Genomic DNA, 17,569 nt, shown 5'->3' with positions numbered 1-17,569 from the left:
AATATCATGATGACCGTCTATACGCTCGCCCGGGAGATCTTGCAATGGACCGCCGCGCCGGCTCCATTGCGGACGGACCGGCGCAGGGGCTGCGCCGGCAGTCCCAGCTCGCGCATGCGCCGGGCGTACGTCCGGTGGTGGCGCGCCGCCTCGCCGTGCCGCCCGGCGGCGCCGAGCACGCCGACCAGCCGCAGCGCGCAGTCCTCGTCGTAGGGATCGTGCTGCAGCAGCCGCAGCCAGGCCCGCACCGCGCCGTCGACGTCGCCCGCCTGCGAGCAGACCGTGCCCAGGGTGCGCAGGGCCGCCAGGAACGTGGCGCGGGCCTCCTCGCGCAGCGGCAGCACCGCCTCCAGATCCGGCTCGTCGTCGAGCACGTCACCGGTGTACGCCGCGGCGGCCGCCTCCAGCAGCATCCGGGCCTCGCCGATCCGTCCGCCCGCCGCGGCGGCGGCCCCGGCGGCAGCGATCTCCAGGAAGACGTCGACGTCCACGACCAGCGTCCGCGGGTTGTACGCGACGCCTTCGGCCCCCGCGACGATGAAGTGGTCCGGCGGGGCGGCGCGTTCCGGGTCCAGCACGGTACGCAGGATGGACAGCGCGATCGACAGCCGGTTCCCGACCTTGTCCTCGCCCGGCCACAGGGCCTCGCCGATGGCCGCCCGGGTGATCGGGCGCCCGCGCCGGGCCACCAGGAGCTTGAGCACGTCGCGGGCCTTGCGGCTCTGCCAGGCCGTCAGCGGCACCGGTGCGCCCCGGTGGGCGACGGCGAACGAGCCCAGCATCCGTACGGCGACCGGGCTCTCCGGCGGCCCCAGGTGCCGCGCGAGCGAGCGGGTGCCGGTGGACGGGTCGACGTCCAGCGCGCGGAGCCGGTGCTCGGCGACGAGGTGGGCGGCGGCCGCCGGCCCGCCCGGACCGGTGCGGGCGCGAGCCAGCGCGACCCGGGCCACGCCCACCGGATCGCCGATGTCGGCGTAGACCCGCTCCGCGTCGGCCAGCAACCGCTGCGCCTCGGCCGGCGGGTGGGTCATGGCGGCGAGCTCCAGCCCGTCGGCGAGGGCCGCCGGGTGGCGTCCGGCCCGGGCCAGGGCGATCGCCGTGTCGGCGGACGCGCGCGCCGCCACCGGGTCGGTCGCCAGTGCCGCCCAGCCCGCGCAGGCGTGGGCCGGCGCCTCGGTGAGGGCCGTCGACTCGGCGACCGCCTCGGCGGCCGTCCGGGCCGCGGCGTCGTCGCCGGTGGCCGCGAGGACCCGGGCCAGCCCGCACCGCGCGGACGCCAGCGCGGGGGAGATCGCGGCGTTCCGGGCGACCAGCACCGCCTCCTCGTACGCGGCGCGCGCCTGCGGCAGATCTCCCCGCAGTTCATGGCACTCGCCGAGACCGGTCAGCGGGTACGCGACGAAGCCGGCCCCGATCCGCTGCAAGGTGGTGCACGCCGCCCGGAACCCGTCGCGGGCCGCGGCGAGGCGGCCGCTCCGCAGCAGCGCCTTCGCCCGGTTGTGCCGGGCCAGGCCCACCACCGCCGGATGGGGCACCGGACCCCCGGGCGCCGCGTCGAGCGCCCGGTCCAGCTCGGCGCGAGCGCCCTCGAGGTCGCCCTCCTCCAGCCGCTGCGACCCACGATTCGCGCGGATCCGCAGCTGTTGCGTCGCGTCCGCGGCGCGCACCGCAGCACCGAGGGCCAGCTCGTAGTGCCGGTCGTTGCCGCGGCGGTCTCCCTCGGCTGCGGCCAGCAGGGCGAGCATCGTGTGAGCCAGCGCCAGGGCCCGCGGCTCGCCGCTGAGCTGTGCGAGGGCGTGGGCGCGGTCCGTCTCCCGGCGGCAGCCGGGCAGATCGTTCAGGGCCCAGCGGACACCCGCGGCCCAGCCGGCGAGCAGCGCCCGGTCCGCCGGGCCGTCACCGGACACAGTAGGGGAGACCCGGCGGAGTACCGCCCCCGCGGTGGTCAGGTCGCCCTGGAAGTACAGCATCATGGTGACCGGCCACGCCGTGCGCGCGGCGAGGGGCCCGGCCTCTGCGGCGATCCGCCGGGCCTGCGTGAGGGCGGCCTCCCAGTCGCCGGTGTCGATGCACTGCAAGGCCGCCCTCCTCGATCCCCCGTGGCGCTGCGGTCGACGGTACGAGCCGGGCCCGGTGCCGCGGCAGATGGCGAAATTGGGATCTTGACGAGCGGATGGCCGGGTGATAGGCAGTGCCGGACTTTCCGGTGCGGCCGGTCCTCGCTCTTTCCCTGCCGGGCGCAGAGTCCGCGGCTAGGCTGAGGTCTGCCTTGTTTGTCCTCCTGTGAGGTGCCCGTGTCGCAGCCGGTAGAGGTGGACGTCGTCATCGTGGGCGGCGGTCTCGCCGGGCTCGCCGCTGCCCGGCGCCTGGATCGGGCCGGCGTCGAATGGCTGCTCGTCGAGGCCGCCGACCGCATCGGCGGCCGGGTGGCCACGGACGTCGTCGACGGCTGGCGGCTCGACCGCGGCTTCCAGGTGCTCAACACCGCGTACCCGAGGGTCCCCGCGCTCGTCGACATCGACGCCCTGGACATGCGCTACTTCACGTCCGGCGTGCTGGTGCGCCGCGGCGGCCGCCTGCACCGCCTGGAGAACCCGCTGCGCGACCCGATGACCGCGCCCCAGGCGCTCGGCAGCGGCGTCGGCTCCCTCACCGACCGGCTCAAGTTCGCGGCGCTGGCGACGCGCTGCGCCACGTACACCCCGGAGAGATTGCTCGATGCCCCGGAGATGAGCACCCAGGAGGCGTTGCGCAAGGCCGGTCTGTCGCACCGCATCATCGAGGAGGTGCTGCGACCCTTCCTGTCCGGCATCTTCGCCGACCGCAGCCTCGACACCTCCAGCCACGTCCTCGCCATGGTCCTCCGCTCGCTCACCCGGGGCAGGATCGGCGTGCCGGCCAACGGCATGGCGATGCTGCCCGCCGCGGTCGCCGGGCCGCTGCCGTACCCGCAGCTGCTGGTCAACGCCCGGACCCTCGCCGTCGAGCCGGGCCGCGTCGTCACCGAGGGCGGCGAGATCCGCTGCCGGGCCGTCGTGGTGGCCACCGACCCGGTCACCGCCTCGGAGCTGCTGCCCATGCTGCCCCGCCCCGACATGCGGGGCCTCACCACGTACTACTTCGGCGCCCCGCACGCCCCGATCGACGAACCCACCCTGCTCCTCGACGGCGACCGCCGGGAGATCGTGGCCAACACCGTCGTCATGTCGAACGCGGCCCCCGAATACGCCCCGGCCGGCAAGTCTCTGATCGCGGCGTCGACAGTAGGCGTGGCGGCCCCGTCCGGCGCCTCGGAGACGGTGCTCAGGGTCGAACTGGCCCGCCTGTACGGCGTACCGACCGACGACTGGGAACTGATCAGCGTGATCCCGATCCGCCACGCCCTGCCCGCGGCGCCGGTGCCCCAGGCCCAGCTCCGCAAGCCGGTGTCGCTGGGAGAAGGCCTGTTCGTGGCGGGCGACCACCGCGACAGCCCGTCGATCCAGGGAGCGCTGGCGGGCGGGTGGCGTACGGCAGGAGCGGTCCTGGCCTCCCTCGGAGCGCTGGCAGGCGCCGGCCGATGAGCCGGTCGTGCCCGGCGCCCGGCGCGCGACCTGGGGCGAGATCGCTGGCTTGCGCTGGACGCCGCGGGATAGGATCGCCGCCGGTACGGGGCGGTAGCTCAGTGGGTTAGAGCAGGGGACTCATAATCCCTCGGTCGCGGGTTCGAGTCCCGCCCGCCCCACGAACGGCCTGGTAATCGGCCGTCTACGAACGGTTAGGCCGAGGTCGGCGGGGCTCGTACAGCAGCAAAGTACAGCAGCGGGGGTCATCAGCCCAGGCTTTCCCCGAGACGCTTGAGCGCATCGCGGGTCTGCTGGTCCGTGACCTGGGTGTAGATCTCCATCGTGATCTTGAAGTTGGCGTGTCGCAGGATCTGCATGGCCACCCGTGGGTGCACGTCCAGGTCGGCAAGAAGGGACCCGCACGTACGGCGGGCGTCGTGCACCGTGATGCGGCGGACGCCCGCCTGCTCGCATCGGCGGTCCCAGAACCGGAGGAAGTTCCGAGGCTCGATCGGCGTGCCGAACCGAGTCGTGATGACTAATCCGTTGTCGTGCCATGCCGGACCCGCCTCGGCCTTGGCGGCCGCCTGCGCCTTGTGGTGATCCTTCAGGGCGGCCACGCAGATCGGCGGTAACGGCAGCGTTGCGTCCGACGAGACGGTCTTGGTGCGACGCCGTTCGATTCCCCGGACCTTGCCAACGCGCTGAATCTGCCAGTCGATGGTGACTTCTCCGGCGTGCAGATCGACGTCATCCCATCCCAGCCCGAGGACTTCGCCTTTCCGCAGGCCGAGGACCAGGACCAGGACGTAAGCCGCATAGAGCCGGTCATTGTCCGCACGCGCGGACTCCAGGAAGCGACGAGCCTCTTCACTCGTCCATGCCTTCCGTTTGCGCGTGCGGATGGTCGGTAGACGTACCGACATGGCGGCGTTCGACGAGGCGTACCCATCCAGGACCGCTTGGGACAATGCGGCCCGCAGCACCCGCCGGACATGGTCGATGGTGGTGGGGGAGGGAAGGTCCCGGCAGCAATGTCCGACCGCACAACACTTCCGCCTGGTCGGCGCCCTTCGTGCATCCTTGCCCTGCGCGCAGCACTGACACGTACGCCCGACCTCGTTCAACCACATCTGAACGTCACGGGCTAGAAGGCGATCGAGACGTTTCTTCCCGAGGCCGGGCACGAGATAGCGGCGAGCCACGTAGTCGTACGTGGCCCACGTCGCCGGTGAAAGATTCGGCTCGATGACCTCTGCCAGCCAGTAGCTGACATAGCCGCCGAGTGTCTGCATCTTGGCGGCAACAGGGCCGCTCTTTGCCCGGCGCTGAAGTTCCACCCACTTCTCGTGAACGCTCTCGCGGCTCTTGCCATAGACGTACTTGCGGGTGCGGTTGCCGTCGGGCTTGGTGACCCACACGTATGCGGCGAACCCGTTGCGGTAGGGGTAGATCGAGCCCTCTCCGTTGGCGCGGGCGCGGCCGGCCATCAGGAGACCATGTCCTGGCGGTCGATCTGGTCCTGAACGTATTGATCGACCCACTCGGGCAGAATGCGGCGGTACTTCCCGTCCTTGATCGACCGAAGCTCACCGGTGGCGATCCTCATCTTCACCTTGGAAAGCCCGAAGCCGAGGAGCACCGCGACTTCGGCGGGCGAGTACCAACGGGGTCGAAGCGGTTGAAGCGTCATTAATAACCTCCCTCAGTAAGAAATTGCGTAGGTGTCGGCGCCCCCGGTCGGGCGGCCAGGCAAGCCGGCCGGCCGGCCGGCCGGCCGATGAGCATGACCACGAGGCTGGAGCGGGTGGGCAGGGCATATCGCCTGCTGACGGTGTTGATCTAGGCTGCCGCGCATGCTCGACCTACCACCGCGGCGCCTTGCTGCACTTCTTTTTGCATTGGTGATCGCATACGTCGCGTTGCAGTGTCCGTGGGGTGGCCACAGGTAGGCGCTCGCTGTCGCTGTGGAGTTGTCAAGGAACGGTGTTCTTGACACGTACGTGTCAGGCGGCGATGGGCCTGGCCGCCGGGACGTGGTCGTCGTCGGCGTAGTCGCGGGCGGTGTCGGCGCGGCGGCGGGCGGCGTCGGCGGCGCTGTTGGCCAGGAGAGCGTCGCCGGTGGTGATCCAGCCGGTGGCGTGGTAGCCGAGGCGGTACACGACCAGGTCGGCCTGCTGCTCGTCCCAGAGGTGGGGAAAGCCTTGGGTGCGGCGCCAGATGGTCCGTTCGAGGCGCTTGAAGGCGTAGGTGACCGAGAAGCCCCGACTCTTGGTCGTGACGTGTCCGCCGTGGCCGTACTGGTGGGCGTAGCGGCGCAGCCGATGCCACCCCTCGGCGGTACCGAGATCCCAGCACGCCCGGATGAGCCGGCCCAGGTGGGTGTCCGGGGTGGCGTGCAGCTCGATGGTCAGGTCATCGATACGGCGGTAGATCTGCCCGGTGGCTTCGGTGCTCTTGGTGACGTACTTGGCCAGGTACGCGATCAGCTTCGCCATGTTCGCGTCCCCGCCCGGGACGTTGATGTGTTTCAGGTCGAGGCCCTTATCACCCCACCCGATCCGCCAACCTTGGCCGCCGTGGGCGGGGTGTGAGGCACTGACGTAGGACGTCTTGCGGAACGCGGTCTCCAGGACGCTGGCGAGCATCGTCCGGGTGACGACCTGGTCGGCGGGCACGATCGCGCTCGGGCAGTCCGGGTGGTAGCCGTCGAGCCGGATGATCGCGTGGTAGTGGATCACGCCGCGGGCCTGGAATTCGTGGACCTTGACGTAGCGCCGGCGCAGCATGACGCCGAGGCTCTTACCGAGGCGTTGGAGTTCGCGGTCGGCTTCCTGGATGGTGCGCCGCCACAGTTCGGGGGCTTCGTGGTTCCACACGACCTGGGCGTCGTGGTCGTAGCAGTCCAAGCACAGCGGCGTGCCCAGCGCGGGGTCGGTCGTCTTGTGCCGGCTGGTGCAGCGCATCTTGACGCCGTGCTCGCAGGTCTTGCCGAAGGGCCGGCACAGACTGGCGCGGCAGGTGCACCGGTCCTTGCTGCGGCAGTCGGCCGCGTGGGTCTTCACCACGCGGTGGTGCACGGGGCCGAAGGAGGGGGCGGTGGCGGTGAGGAACACGGCCAGGTGCTGCCCGAGTGGGGGCAGGCCGTAGCGGCCGCCTTCCAGCCCGGCGCGGATGATCTGGTAGGTGTCGCGGCGGTACACCTCGGCGCAGGACGGGCACACGCTGGCGCGGCGGTTGCCGCACGGGGTGTAGATGGCGCCGTCGGGCATGGTGTCGGTGTCGATCGAATGCATGAGCGTGCCGTCGGGGTTGTTCACGTCGATCGCGCCGGTCAGCCGGATCGGGCGGGTGCAGGCGGCGGCCGCGCTGACGTGGTCGAGCCATTCAAGGAACTCGCCGGAACGCACCCGCCGGCGGGCGGTGGCCACTTCGCCCGGGTCGAAGCCAAGCCGCGCGTCCGGGTGAGCGGTGACCGGACTTGGAGTGGCCCAGGGCCAGGTCTCGGCGCGCTCGCCCGCACCCACAGCGGGGGTGGGTGTGAGAGGTCGCGTTGAGCTGGTCATGCCGCGGCTCCGGCCGTGCCGACGGGGCCGGTGAAGGTGGCGGTGGTGCGGCGTTTGACGATGGTGGTGCGGCAGGCGTCGCACTGCCGTTCGGCCGGCTCGTGGCGTCCGCAGTCGATGACGGCGGAGCGGTTGCCGCTTCGCACGGTGACCGGCCGCTGGCACGGCTGTGCGGGGAGCACGGCGACGATCGTGCGGCGGGTGTCGTACGGGTGGGGTTTTGGGTTGGCCGGGCAAATGTGGGTGCGGTGGTGGACGTCGACCAGATAGGTCGTCATCGGCCGGTCCTCCTTTCGCGTGGTGCCGGGTGTGCGGGTCTCGGCGGTGTCCCCCGCACCCACAACCAAGTTGGTTGTGGGTGTGAGAGGCAGCGTCGAGCTGGTCACGAGTGGGCTGCGACGGTGCTGCCGTTGTGCGGCGTGGTGTTCGCCGCCGCGGGCGGGCTAGTGAGGTGGGTCAGGATGTCGGCCGCGATCGGGGTCGGGACGCGCAGCCTGACGGCGAGTTGGTTCGCCTTGATGTCTTCGCCGTGGCTGTCGCGGTGCGAGACGGCGATGGTGCGGGCGTTAGCCAGCAGCGGCGCCGGGAAACGCTCGACCGGAGCAGCCGGTGCCAGGGCGGAAGCCGCCGCGGTTACGGCAGGGACGGCTTCCGTGGTGACCGGTGGGTGGTCTTCGAGGCCGGTATCCGTGGTGCGGTCTTCGTCGCCGGTATCGCTGTCGTGACGGCGGTCGTGGCCCTGGTCTTCGTGAGCTGCGGCGACCGGGCGAACCTCTGCGCGCGGGATGTCGGGTGACGGGGCGGGCGAGGTGGCCGGCGTGAGCGCCGTGACCGGGTGGGTGGGCCGAGGTGGTGCGGTGGCGGAGAAGACGAGCTTGGACACGGCGAAGAAGGCCAGCGCCGGCAGGGCGGAGACCATCCAGCCGAACACGCTGGGCTTGGCCACGGCGAGCTGTGCGGTGAGTGAGACGGCGACGGCGGCCACGAGCAGCGCCATCGGGTAGCGCACGGAGGCCTGCGGGTCGTGACGTCGGCGGCGTCCGATCTCGATCAGGCAGGCGGTCGGGATCAGTTCGCAGATGACCGCGTTGGCCCAGCCGAACCAGTCCGCGGTGTTCTTCGGCGAGTTGTTGATGGTGAATTCGTGGACGTGGTGGAACGAGGCAGCGCCGGCCATGAGACCGGTGAGCAGAACGATCACGAGCAGGATGCCGTCTTGGAGACGGTCGACGCGCGTCAGCGCGGGCTTGGCGGGATCCATCGCGGATCGGTGTGGTGTGGTCATCAGGACCGCCCGGGTCGGGGCGAGGGACGACGACGCGAGTGTTGCGGCGCCGTGTTGTGCTGCGGCTTGGGAGCCGGGTTCTGCTGCGGCTTGGTGGGATTCGAAGGCTCGGCGTAAAGGGAGAAGCCGAGGATTTTCACGCCGGTGCGGTAGCCCTGCTGGGCGAGGAAGGCATACATCGGCTGGAGGTCGTCGGCGCAAGCGACGAGGGTGGGCACGGTGATGTCGGCCGAGGCGATACCGAGACCGGTCGGGCCAGGGAAGCTGAAGGAGACGTAGTAGCGAGGCATGGCGGTGGTCCTTTCCGGAAGCGGGTGGTCAGACGAAGTCGGTCTTGAGGCGGGCGCGCACGGGGCGCACGGCGAGGATCTGCAGGCGGCGGCTGCTGACAGTGATGCCGATGATGTGTTCGGCGATGTCTCGCAGGTCGGTGGGGTCGGTGACGAGCTGCGGGTACTTGAATTCGCGGGTGCCGGAAACCGGCTGACCATCAGTGGTTTCGTAGGTGAAGTCGGCGCTGTAGATGTAGGTCACCGCAGGTGTCCTTTCACAGGGAGATGAGGGCGATGACGCCCGAGCAGCCGGGGCACAGGACCGCGGCGAGGCGCAGGGGAAGCAGGTCGACGGCCAGTTCGGCCGGGGTGTTGTAGTTCGCGGGGTAGACGGCGAGGCCGTCGCAGAGGCCGCAGACAGGGCGGCAGACAGGACAGACTTCGAAGAGCTCGCCCATGGACTCGTCGCGTCCGGCGGGCATGTGTCCCTCGATGCAGAACAGACAGTCGGTGAGGGCGGCAGTCATGAGGCACCGCCCGGGGTGCAGTCGAGGCAGGCGCCGGTCCGGCGCGGGATCTGGTAGGGCTTGAGCTGGCCGCAGGCGGGGCAGACCCTCTTGGCTTGGTTGGCCCGTTCGAGGGCGGCGAGCTGCGCGGGAGTCGCGGTGCGTTTCGGCACGGCGAGGTCGATGCGGTACAGGTAGGCGACGCGTTTGCCGCGACGCCACATCAGTTGCGCCACAACGGATTGCCCGCCGGGACGCAGATTCTTGGCGTGGAGCTGGCGCAGGGTGGCCAGCCCGTCAGGGGCGAACTTGAACGGGTAGGTGGGGATGCCGTAGCGCTCGCCGGTGGGGTCGTAGAACACCATCGGGTCCTCCGGATCCGAGTCGGCCGGGGTGTCGCCGTGGGTGCAGGCGGGGCCGAACGTGGGATGCGGGTAGGTGTCGCGGTCGATGTCCTCGGGCAGGAACGCGGCGTTGCAGTCGGCGCAGACGATCGGGCCGCCCTCTTCGAAGGCGGTCTTGGAGAGCCGGATTTTGCGCGGGCACTCGCATTCGGCTGCGATGCCGTTGTTGTTGTTCGTGCGTTGCTTGCCGTCGCCGGTGGGTTCGGGATGCCGGTACGCGTTGAGGGCGGCGGCGAGTGTGGTGATGGTGGCCGCGTACTTAGCAGCCGCGTGGTCGGTGAGGGTGCAGGGTGAGTAGCCGAGCTTGTCGTCCTTCTCGGCGGTGAGGCCGAGTTCGGCGGCGAGGGTGGCGAACTTCTTGTTGTGCCAGCGGCCTTGGCGGCTGGTGTCTTGGATGCCGCGGGTGTCGGCGAGGCCGTGGGTGGCTTCGTGCAGCAGGGTGGTGAAGACCTCGGCGGGGGTGCGTTTGAGTCCTTCGCCGGAGACGAGGACCTCGGGCAGTTGGGTGTCGCCGGATTGCCAGCGCAGCGAGGCGAAGTGGCCCCACTTCATCGATTGGCTGCCCTTGGCGGGTGAGCCGGAGCCGACGACCAGGACGGCGTCGGGGACTTCCGGGTGGCGGGTGCGGATAGCGGCCCAGGCGGTTTCCAGGGCGGTCAACAGCCCGGCCGTGGTGAAGGTGGGTTGACACGTACGTGTCAGGCCAGAGGTGTCGGTGGTGGTCATGCGGCCCTCCGCAGGGTGTGGTGGCGGTAGGCGCCGGCAGCCGCGTGCAGGGCGGCGCAGACGTCGACGACGGTGCGGCCGGGAGTGGTCTGCCAGGCGAAGATCGGGGCGTGGAGGCCGGCGTGGCCGGTGGCGATGAGGTAGGTGTTGAGCCACTCGACGGCGGCGGTGTAGTCGTGCAGCGCCTGGCCGTCGGCGAGGTCGAGGTACCAGCGGGGCTGGCCGAAGACGGCGTAGCGGATCGCGCCGATAATTGACGCGGGGTAGGCGCCGGTGCGGTGGCAGACGCACTTGCGGGTGCAGCCGTCGTGCGCGTCGTAGAGGCCGGACGGGAGCCAGCCGTGGCGGGCCAGGTAGCTGGCGGCCCGGTCGAGGATGATGTCGGTGTTGCCGGTCGGCAGAGCGGCGATCGTGGTGGTCATGGCGGGCCTCCCGGTCAGTCGAGGGGGCCGCAGGTGTGGTCGCGTTGCGAGCCGTGGCAGCCGCAGGCGAGGTAGCCGCCGGTGTCGAGCAGCGGCACGTCAGCCGCGTCGGCGTCGGGCAGGTGGTCGCTGGAGTGGGTCGAGTCGTACTCGTCGGCAGCAGCGCGCAGCGTGGTGATGACCTTGTCGGCGGTCTGGTCGGCGTAGTCGTTCCACTCGTAGGTGTTGAGGTCCCATTCCGGGAGCCGGTCGACGGTGGCAGGGTCCTGGCCGTCGAGTGCCTTGCGCATCAGATCCAGGCGGTAGTTACAGAAGACGGCGACAGCGTCGTCGTGGTCATGCAAGGCCTCCGGGTCGATTCCGGAGTCCATGTCCGGGTAGAGCAGGTCGACGCAGCGACCGAAGGCAGCCATACCGATAGCGCCCGCGACGCAGGCAGGCGGGAACGGCTTGAAGCCCTCGGCGTAGAAGGCGCGGCGGTTCCAGCCGTAGGTTTCGAGATAGTGGGCGGCGCCGCGCAGGATGTCAGCCGGAGTGACAACCACGGTGGGGCTGTCGGTGTCGGCGGCGGTGCCGGTCGGGTTTTGGGTACGGTTCATGACGCCACGTCCTTTCGTGGGCGGTGGTGGTGGCCGACGAGCCGGGTTCGCTTTCCTAGGGCTGGTCTCGGTTCGTCGGCTGTTCCTATGGGGTTGTGCTGGTGGTGCCTCTCTGATCAGGCGGCCGCGTGCAGCTCGGCGGAGGCGGTCGTCGTGGTGGTGCGGCGGGTCCAGGCGGCGTAGTCGGCGACGCGGATGATGTCGTCGTTGCTCATGTAGGCGGCCTTGATCAGGACGGGGTTGCCGCCTTCGGCGATGAGGTAGCCGCAGCCCTGATTGGTGGGGTCGACGGTGTTGCTGCTGTAGCCGCGGGCAGCCCAGCCGTGACCGAGCACGATGTCGCTGGAGACGTTGGTGGTGCAGCGGCCGGCGAAGCGCCAGGCGAACAGGTCGCGCAGCGAGGTCGGGATGATGTCGGAGCTGGGTCGTTGGGTGGCGGCGGCGACGATGATGCCGACCGCGCGGCCCCGGGCGACCAGGTCGCGCAGTAGCGAGGAGAACTGCTCTTGGGTCTTCTTGTCTCCGGCGGTGGCGGAGTAGAAGGCGATTTCGTCGATGGCGATGAGGATCGCGCCGAACACGTCGCCGGGCACCATCTTCTGCCGGCGTACGGACTTGAGGAACGCGTACCGGTTGTCCATCACGGTCTGCAGCCGTTGCAGGGTGAGGATGGCCAGATCGAGGTCCGGTCCGACGAACACGTCGGCGCAGTTCTCCCACAGGCCGAGCTCCACCTGCTTGCCGTCGAGCAGGCACAGGCTCACATCCAGGCAGAGCGAGGCGGTGCCGATGACGGTGTTCAGGAAGCTGGATTTGCCGGCGCCGGGTTCACCGCCGATGAGGATGTTGCGGTAGATCATCGGCAGGTAGACGGGGTGGCCGTACTCGTCCATGCCGACGAACATCGGATCGAAGATGGACATGCCCGTGCCGACCGGAACGCTCGGCGGGGCCGCGAGGACGGGACTCATGGGTGGCTCCGATCGCAAGGGTGTCCGGCGCGACGCTGGGTGACGTGAGGTCGGGGTCGCGCCGGAGCACACGGGCGCTTTGACACGTACGTGTCAGGGACGGTTAGGCGTAGTCGGACGGGTCGAAGTCCGCAGGCGGTGCGGCCGGGGGACGCGGATTGCGCGGTGTGCGCGGCCGGTCATGGGTGTTGTCATTGCTCGCCCGCGGGGTGCGCGGGATGGGTACCTCGGCGAGGTTCACCCCGCGTGGAGGCACCGTCGGGGACACCGGTCCGGTGGCCGGCATGTGCGCTGGGACGTGGTCCGGCAGGGTAGACAGGACCGTGTCGGTCAGTGGTTCGCGGCGGGTGATGTCGACGCGGATGAACGGTGCGTACTTGCGCGAGGCGCGGATGACGCGGACCTCGTTGGCCCAGCAGGCGACCGCGAGTTTCTGCACCTGGCCGGGCTGTTCCAGGTCGTGCAAGGACAGGCCGGGGCGCAGCCACAGCCAGACCCGTTCCCCGGCCGGTGTCGGTCGGGCGAGCAGGATGAACGGCAAGGTGCCCTGCCGGTTGTGCGCGACGAATGCGGCGAAGCACATCCGCAGCCGATGCCTGACGGTCAGGCACCAGAACAGCGACATCACTGCCCGGCGGGTCGGGCCGTACGCGGCCGGACCACCCACAAGCACAGCCAGGATCAGCAGGGACAGCCACACCGGGGTGGCGAACATCAGGGTATTCCACCCGTAGATCAGGAACCCGGCGAGCAGGATCTCCGGTAGCCAGTGCCAGATCATCCGCAGTACCGGCCAGATGATGATCAGGACAGCGACGATTGCGCCGGAGACGGCGCCGCCGACGATGCCGAGCAGGCCACCCAGGATTGGGTGCATGTAATGCGCGGCGACGGTGCCGCCCAACAGGGCGACGATCACGACAGTGACCCAGAACGCGATGATGGCCTTACGCCGCTGGTTGTAACGGGTCGGGGCCTCAATGACCGTGACGGTGTGGCCCTTAGTGTGCGAGCCGAACAGGCGACGGCCAGTAGACTTGGACACGACGATTCCTCCCTACGACAGGGCTGGATGAGTTCGCACAGGTGCGGGGCCGCACTCAGACGCCAATCTCTGGCGGCCCCGCGTCCTGTATTCAGTGGCTACAGAAGCCAGGTAGGTCGAGGGTTCAGGCGGCCTTCACCACCGGGGCGGACACCACGTCCAGGCCCGAGGCCTTGAACGCGACACCGTTGCGCGCCTTGCCGTTCTGCTCCGACACCCACGGCAGCGCCTCCAAGTCCAGAGGCACGACCTGGTCGCCGTCTTCGGCGGCCGGCTTCTCCGCCGACACGATCGTGACGGTGAGCTGACCCGACCACTTACGACCGATCGCGCGACCACGACCGAACATCGGTGCAGTCCACATCGGCAGACCAGTCTCCCGATCCCGCTTCTGCACACCATCCGGGTCGAGCTTCGGCATGATGTCGTCCGCCATCTCAAAGATGACGTTGGTCGTGTCCAGCATCAGACGCGGCTGAGTACTGATACGAGGCTGATTCACGGCTGACTCCTCTTGTTCACGACGGCGCCGGCCTCGGCGCCTGGGCCGCGGGGCGGTCGCCCCATGGATCAGAGTACAAACTAGGTTTGTATTCGGCAAGGATCGCATGTCGTTGATATTGAGTACGATCACTTACACAACCCAAGGTTGCCGCCGAACGACTCCTCCAGGGAGGGCGCACTCGGGGGCGCACTCGTGCAGACGCAGTTGCAGTGGCAGGAGGTGCCGCGTGCCGAAGCGCAACGAGGAGCTAGCCCAGGTCCTCAGTGAGGCCGCGCTGTCCAACAAGGCGTTCGCGCGGGCGGTGCGCGAGGTGTCCGCACGCCATGGCCAGCCGATCAACTGCGACCACACTTCAGTGAGTCGCTGGCTGAGCGGCATGCGCCCGCGCGGACGAGTCCCCATGTACATCGCGGAGGCCCTAAGCGCCCGCCTGTCACGAAGCGTCACACCAGCTGACGTCGGCTTCTCCTCTATGGAAACGTTGCCCGACGACTTCGGGACGGTATACGCAGACTCCGTTGACGACGCTACTGAGAAGCTTGCGGAACTTTGGCGCGCGGACGTAGCCGACGATCCGCAGATCCTTTGCGTGCCGGCGCATGGCAATGCGGGCATCGCCGCGGCGCTGTCCTGGCTTGTCCGAGGGCAGAGCGCTACCTCGCCACCGTCGGCGGCTGGACGCCGTGTAGGACTGCCTGATATCGAGGCCTTCCGAGCCACCGTCAAAGCCTTCTCAAACCTCGACAATGCCTACGGAGGCGGGCAGGCCCGCAAAGCCCTCATTCAGTTCCTCAGCACCGAAGGTGCGGCGCTACTCAGAGGCAGCTACTCCGACGCGATCGGGCGCCATCTCCATGCGGCAGTCGCTGAGGCCACCCTCTTGGCCGCATGGACCGCATATGACGCAGGCGTGCACGGCGCTGCCCAGCGTTACTTCATTCAGGCCCTGCGTCTGGCGCAGGAGGCGGGCAACCCGCTGCTCGCAGGCAGCGTGCTCGATGCGATGAGTCACCAGGCAACGTTCCTGCGGCGTCACCGCGAGGCGGCAGATCTTGCACGCGCCGCTCGGACCGGTACTCAAGGCAAGGCGACGGCAACCTTGACCGCCCACTTCTACGCCATGGAGGCTCGCGCACTCGCCTGCGGCGGCGACGCGAAAGGCAGTCTGTCCGCGCTTTCCGAAGCATCTCGCTTGTTCGAGCGGCGACGACCGGAGGACGACCCGGAGTGGATCGCGTACTTCGACGTGGCCGAGTTGAACGCGGAGTTCTGCCACTGCTTGAGGGATCTTGGACGTCATCGGGAAGCCGCGATGTACGCGAGCGAAGCTCTAGCGAACGCCGGAGCCTCTGCTCGTAGCGACTTCTTCGTTTCGATGGTTCTCGCGGCTGGGCACGCCGGCCAAGGCGACCCGGAGGCGGCCTTTCGTGCAGCGGGGGAGGCGCTGACAGCGGGGCTTTCGCTGAAATCTGCCCGGTGTCTGGACTATGTGCGTCACTTCCGATCCCTCATCGTTCCCTTCGAGAGCTGCTCGGCAGCCAAGGAGTTCATAGAATCCTTCGCAGAGAACGAGATGTGGGCATTGTCAGCCCAGCGTTAAAGCGGCTTCCACTCTTGGCGACTGCCGTCCGTTCGCAGCGACTGGATTCGCTTCGCGAACTCCTGCCGGGCTGAAACGCTTGCTGCCACGTTCTGCGAAAGCCACGCGACCATCGAGAGTTCGCGGGTATCGGCCAACACTTTGTAGCCGTCCCAATCCATGACGTCCACGCCGTAGGCGTCAACAAACGCGCGATACTCGTCCTCCGTGTGCCACCCATAGCGCTCGAAGAACATCGCCGTCAGCAGCAAGTCCCACTCCCGCGGTCCGTAGGCGAGCCCGTCCAGGTCGGACAACACAGCGGTGCCGGTCCAGGTTCGCAGGACGTTACCGACGCTGGCGTCCCCATGAACCACCCCAACCCCCAGAGGAAATGCCAGCCGCTCGTAAGCCATGGATAGGTCGCGAGCACGCCGGAGCAGGAACTCCCGATCCGCTTCATCGAGTGCTACCGCACCTCGAATCCGTGATTCGAGACGGCCGAATGGCTCCAAGTCGGGAAGCGTGATGCCTTCCGGGGCATTCAGATCATGAAGTGCCCGAAGAAGTCGACCCAACTCGGAGGTCGTCCCGTACGCCTCGCGATCTGACACCGACTCCCAGAAGGTGACGACATGCGTGCCCACCACGACAGGCTGAGCCACCTCGAGTGCGATGACGGCCGGCACACCCGCTCCGGCGAGCCACTTGGAGACCGCGATCTCATTCACGGCTACAGGCAGCAGGTCGAGCGACCGCGAAACCCGAGCAACGATGGTGCGGTTCCTGAGCCAGTAGACCGCCGCAGACCCGATCCGGATCAGCTCGGCATCCTCGGAGCAGATGCCAAGCCGCAAGGCGGCAGCCGCCAGGGAGACGTCAGCAGTGGTCTTGTCGAAGGACGGGGCCGCTGTTGCCAAGATCCTGACGCTCCTACTCCTTGGCTTCGTCGCTTTCCGTGCTCTTGGAGGAAGGCCGGCCGCCGACGCCTGGACGCGGCCGTGACGCGTGCCACTCGATGATGGTTGACGGCTTCCACGCTTGGGTTCGACCGAGCCTCATCTCCGGCTCCGGCATCTGGCCCCGGTTGCGGTAACTGCTCACGGTCGCTACCTGAACTCCCAGGTAAGCAGCCACGTCGGAGGTTGTCCACCACTCCGCCGTCGTATCCGCTGCCACGGGACGAAGCCTACCGTCAGCCGTGCGCGCTGTAAGAACCACAGCACCTGGAACGCTGGCTGCAGTACTTAACGGTCGTAGGCTCAAGGCACGGCCGGCAGGAAGTGACGGAGGTACCCGCCGAGTGTTCGCGCTAGCTACCGACGCCGCTCCCGGCCGGCCCAACGAAGACTTCGTCGTAGCGACCCCCGAGATCGCCGTCGTCGTCGACGGCGCAGGCATCCCATACAGCGGCTGCCACCACGGAGTCGCGTGGTACGCCAGGCAACTTGGCATAAGAACCTTGGCAGCCTTGACCCAGGATCCCGTCATCTCGCTAGCAGACGGACTCGCAGCAGGCATAGCGGCGGTAGCAGGCATGCACGATGACACCTGCGACCTTGCAAACCCTGGCACACCCTGCGCGGCCATTGGCATTCTTCGCATTCGGGAGCACCAGGTCGACACCCTGGCACTCTCCGATGTCAGCATCGTGGTGGACCTCGAAACGGGCACTGAGGTGACGTGCGATCTCTCGATCGAACACATCAGCGGGACCGAACCGGACGCCGTCGCAGGCCTCCGCTTTGGCACCGACGGCCACCAGGCAGCCTTGGCGGACCTTGTCGCCAGACAAACCGCAACACGTAACCGCCCAGACGGTTGGTGGGTGGCTGCAGCCGACCCGAATGCGGCTCAGTACGCCCACATGAGGAGCTACCCAAGAGCAGCAATGCTGCGAGCGAGCGCCTTCACCGACGGTGCGACGCGCCCGGTCGACCAGATGGGCTGCTTCGGCTGGCGCGCCTACCTCGACCTCCTCGACGAACTCGGTCCAGCAGGTCTAATCCAGCACGTCCGCGCTATCGAGGTCGCTGATCCTGATGGGGAGCGTTATCCACGAACCAAGCGGCACGACGATGCAACTGTCGCCCAGTTCCAGCTGGCTTAAGCCTGCGAACTGACTCCTAACCCTCGCACGCCAG

The 17,569-nt window shown here is 68.8% G+C and carries 19 protein-coding genes and 1 tRNA gene; 4 read left to right on the top strand and 16 right to left on the bottom strand.

Annotation, left to right across the window (positions count from 1 at the left end; genetic code table 11):
* Positions 1 to 17: 17 nt before the first annotated feature.
* Entirely contained in the window at positions 18 to 2,078 is a 2,061-nt protein-coding gene (locus IEY99_RS28470; RefSeq protein ID WP_189207158.1) for an AfsR/SARP family transcriptional regulator, read from the bottom strand.
* 216 nt (positions 2,079 to 2,294) lie between these two features.
* Here IEY99_RS28470 and IEY99_RS28465 point away from each other — a divergent pair, with 216 nt between their 5' ends.
* Positions 2,295 to 3,563, top strand: a complete 1,269-nt coding sequence (locus tag IEY99_RS28465; RefSeq protein WP_189207157.1) for an NAD(P)/FAD-dependent oxidoreductase — start codon at positions 2,295 to 2,297, stop codon at positions 3,561 to 3,563.
* Between the two features lie 87 nt (positions 3,564 to 3,650).
* Positions 3,651 to 3,724: transfer RNA gene (locus tag IEY99_RS28460), tRNA-Ile, on the top strand.
* An 87-nt stretch (positions 3,725 to 3,811) separates the two neighbouring features.
* Here the strand turns inward: IEY99_RS28460 and IEY99_RS28455 are convergent.
* The 14 genes from IEY99_RS28455 to IEY99_RS28390 all read right to left on the bottom strand — a co-directional run bounded on the left by IEY99_RS28455 (position 3,812) and on the right by IEY99_RS28390 (position 13,843).
* Positions 3,812 to 5,035: a site-specific integrase gene (locus IEY99_RS28455; protein ID WP_189207156.1), complete on the bottom strand. Its 1,224-nt coding sequence runs from the start codon at positions 5,033 to 5,035 to the stop codon at positions 3,812 to 3,814.
* Positions 5,035 to 5,238, bottom strand: coding sequence for an excisionase family DNA-binding protein (locus IEY99_RS28450; RefSeq protein ID WP_189207155.1), 204 nt, complete (start codon positions 5,236 to 5,238; stop codon positions 5,035 to 5,037). The genes IEY99_RS28455 and IEY99_RS28450 overlap by 1 nt, the downstream gene beginning before the upstream one ends.
* A 313-nt stretch (positions 5,239 to 5,551) precedes the next feature.
* On the bottom strand, positions 5,552 to 6,976 hold the full coding sequence (locus IEY99_RS28445; protein WP_229799331.1) for a replication initiator: 1,425 nt from the start codon (positions 6,974 to 6,976) through the stop codon (positions 5,552 to 5,554).
* Between the two features lie 131 nt (positions 6,977 to 7,107).
* Complete coding sequence (locus IEY99_RS28440; protein ID WP_189207153.1) at positions 7,108 to 7,389, bottom strand: hypothetical protein; 282 nt, start codon at positions 7,387 to 7,389, stop codon at positions 7,108 to 7,110.
* A 104-nt stretch (positions 7,390 to 7,493) separates the two neighbouring features.
* Positions 7,494 to 8,372 carry a hypothetical protein gene (locus IEY99_RS35145; RefSeq protein ID WP_189207152.1) on the bottom strand — a complete coding sequence of 293 codons (879 nt, stop codon included), beginning with the start codon at positions 8,370 to 8,372 and terminating at the stop codon, positions 7,494 to 7,496.
* Positions 8,373 to 8,395: 23 nt separating this feature from the next.
* Positions 8,396 to 8,686 (bottom strand): hypothetical protein, encoded by a 291-nt coding sequence (locus IEY99_RS28430; RefSeq protein ID WP_189207151.1) that lies wholly within the window; start codon positions 8,684 to 8,686, stop codon positions 8,396 to 8,398.
* A gap of 28 nt (positions 8,687 to 8,714) precedes the next feature.
* Positions 8,715 to 8,930: a hypothetical protein gene (locus IEY99_RS28425; RefSeq protein ID WP_189207150.1), complete on the bottom strand. Its 216-nt coding sequence runs from the start codon at positions 8,928 to 8,930 to the stop codon at positions 8,715 to 8,717.
* A gap of 13 nt (positions 8,931 to 8,943) precedes the next feature.
* Positions 8,944 to 9,195 (bottom strand): hypothetical protein, encoded by a 252-nt coding sequence (locus IEY99_RS28420; protein ID WP_189207149.1) that lies wholly within the window; start codon positions 9,193 to 9,195, stop codon positions 8,944 to 8,946.
* Complete coding sequence (locus IEY99_RS28415) at positions 9,192 to 9,539, bottom strand: RRQRL motif-containing zinc-binding protein (protein ID WP_189207269.1); 348 nt, start codon at positions 9,537 to 9,539, stop codon at positions 9,192 to 9,194. Before IEY99_RS28415 ends, IEY99_RS28420 begins: the two co-directional genes overlap by 4 nt.
* Before the next feature lie 761 nt (positions 9,540 to 10,300).
* Complete coding sequence (locus IEY99_RS28410) at positions 10,301 to 10,726, bottom strand: DUF6197 family protein (protein ID WP_189207148.1); 426 nt, start codon at positions 10,724 to 10,726, stop codon at positions 10,301 to 10,303.
* 14 nt (positions 10,727 to 10,740) lie between these two features.
* Positions 10,741 to 11,325: a DUF6197 family protein gene (locus IEY99_RS28405; protein ID WP_189207147.1), complete on the bottom strand. Its 585-nt coding sequence runs from the start codon at positions 11,323 to 11,325 to the stop codon at positions 10,741 to 10,743.
* Between the two features lie 116 nt (positions 11,326 to 11,441).
* On the bottom strand, positions 11,442 to 12,296 hold the full coding sequence (locus IEY99_RS28400; protein WP_189207146.1) for an FtsK/SpoIIIE domain-containing protein: 855 nt from the start codon (positions 12,294 to 12,296) through the stop codon (positions 11,442 to 11,444).
* A gap of 103 nt (positions 12,297 to 12,399) precedes the next feature.
* The gene (locus IEY99_RS28395) at positions 12,400 to 13,215 is read right to left on the bottom strand and encodes a hypothetical protein (protein WP_229799330.1); all 816 of its coding nucleotides are present in this window, start codon (positions 13,213 to 13,215) and stop codon (positions 12,400 to 12,402) included.
* A gap of 250 nt (positions 13,216 to 13,465) precedes the next feature.
* Positions 13,466 to 13,843 carry a hypothetical protein gene (locus tag IEY99_RS28390; RefSeq protein ID WP_189207144.1) on the bottom strand — a complete coding sequence of 126 codons (378 nt, stop codon included), beginning with the start codon at positions 13,841 to 13,843 and terminating at the stop codon, positions 13,466 to 13,468.
* 229 nt (positions 13,844 to 14,072) lie between these two features.
* On the opposite strand from IEY99_RS28390, the gene IEY99_RS28385 reads away from it, so the two are divergent.
* Entirely contained in the window at positions 14,073 to 15,446 is a 1,374-nt protein-coding gene (locus IEY99_RS28385; RefSeq protein WP_189207143.1) for an NsdA family TPR-like regulatory protein, read from the top strand.
* Here IEY99_RS28385 and IEY99_RS28380 read toward each other — a convergent pair.
* Entirely contained in the window at positions 15,443 to 16,345 is a 903-nt protein-coding gene (locus tag IEY99_RS28380; protein WP_229799329.1) for a phosphotransferase family protein, read from the bottom strand. The genes IEY99_RS28385 and IEY99_RS28380 overlap by 4 nt on opposite strands.
* 383 nt (positions 16,346 to 16,728) lie before the next feature.
* Between IEY99_RS28380 and IEY99_RS28375 the strand changes: the two genes are divergently transcribed.
* Entirely contained in the window at positions 16,729 to 17,535 is an 807-nt protein-coding gene (locus IEY99_RS28375; RefSeq protein ID WP_189207142.1) for an integrase, read from the top strand.
* Positions 17,536 to 17,569 lie beyond the last annotated feature (34 nt).

Source organism: Couchioplanes azureus (genome assembly GCF_014648355.1).
Classification (GTDB): domain Bacteria; phylum Actinomycetota; class Actinomycetes; order Mycobacteriales; family Micromonosporaceae; genus Actinoplanes; species Actinoplanes azureus.
Note: the sequence above shows the minus strand (reverse complement) of the source record. Positions and strands in the feature narration are given on the sequence as shown.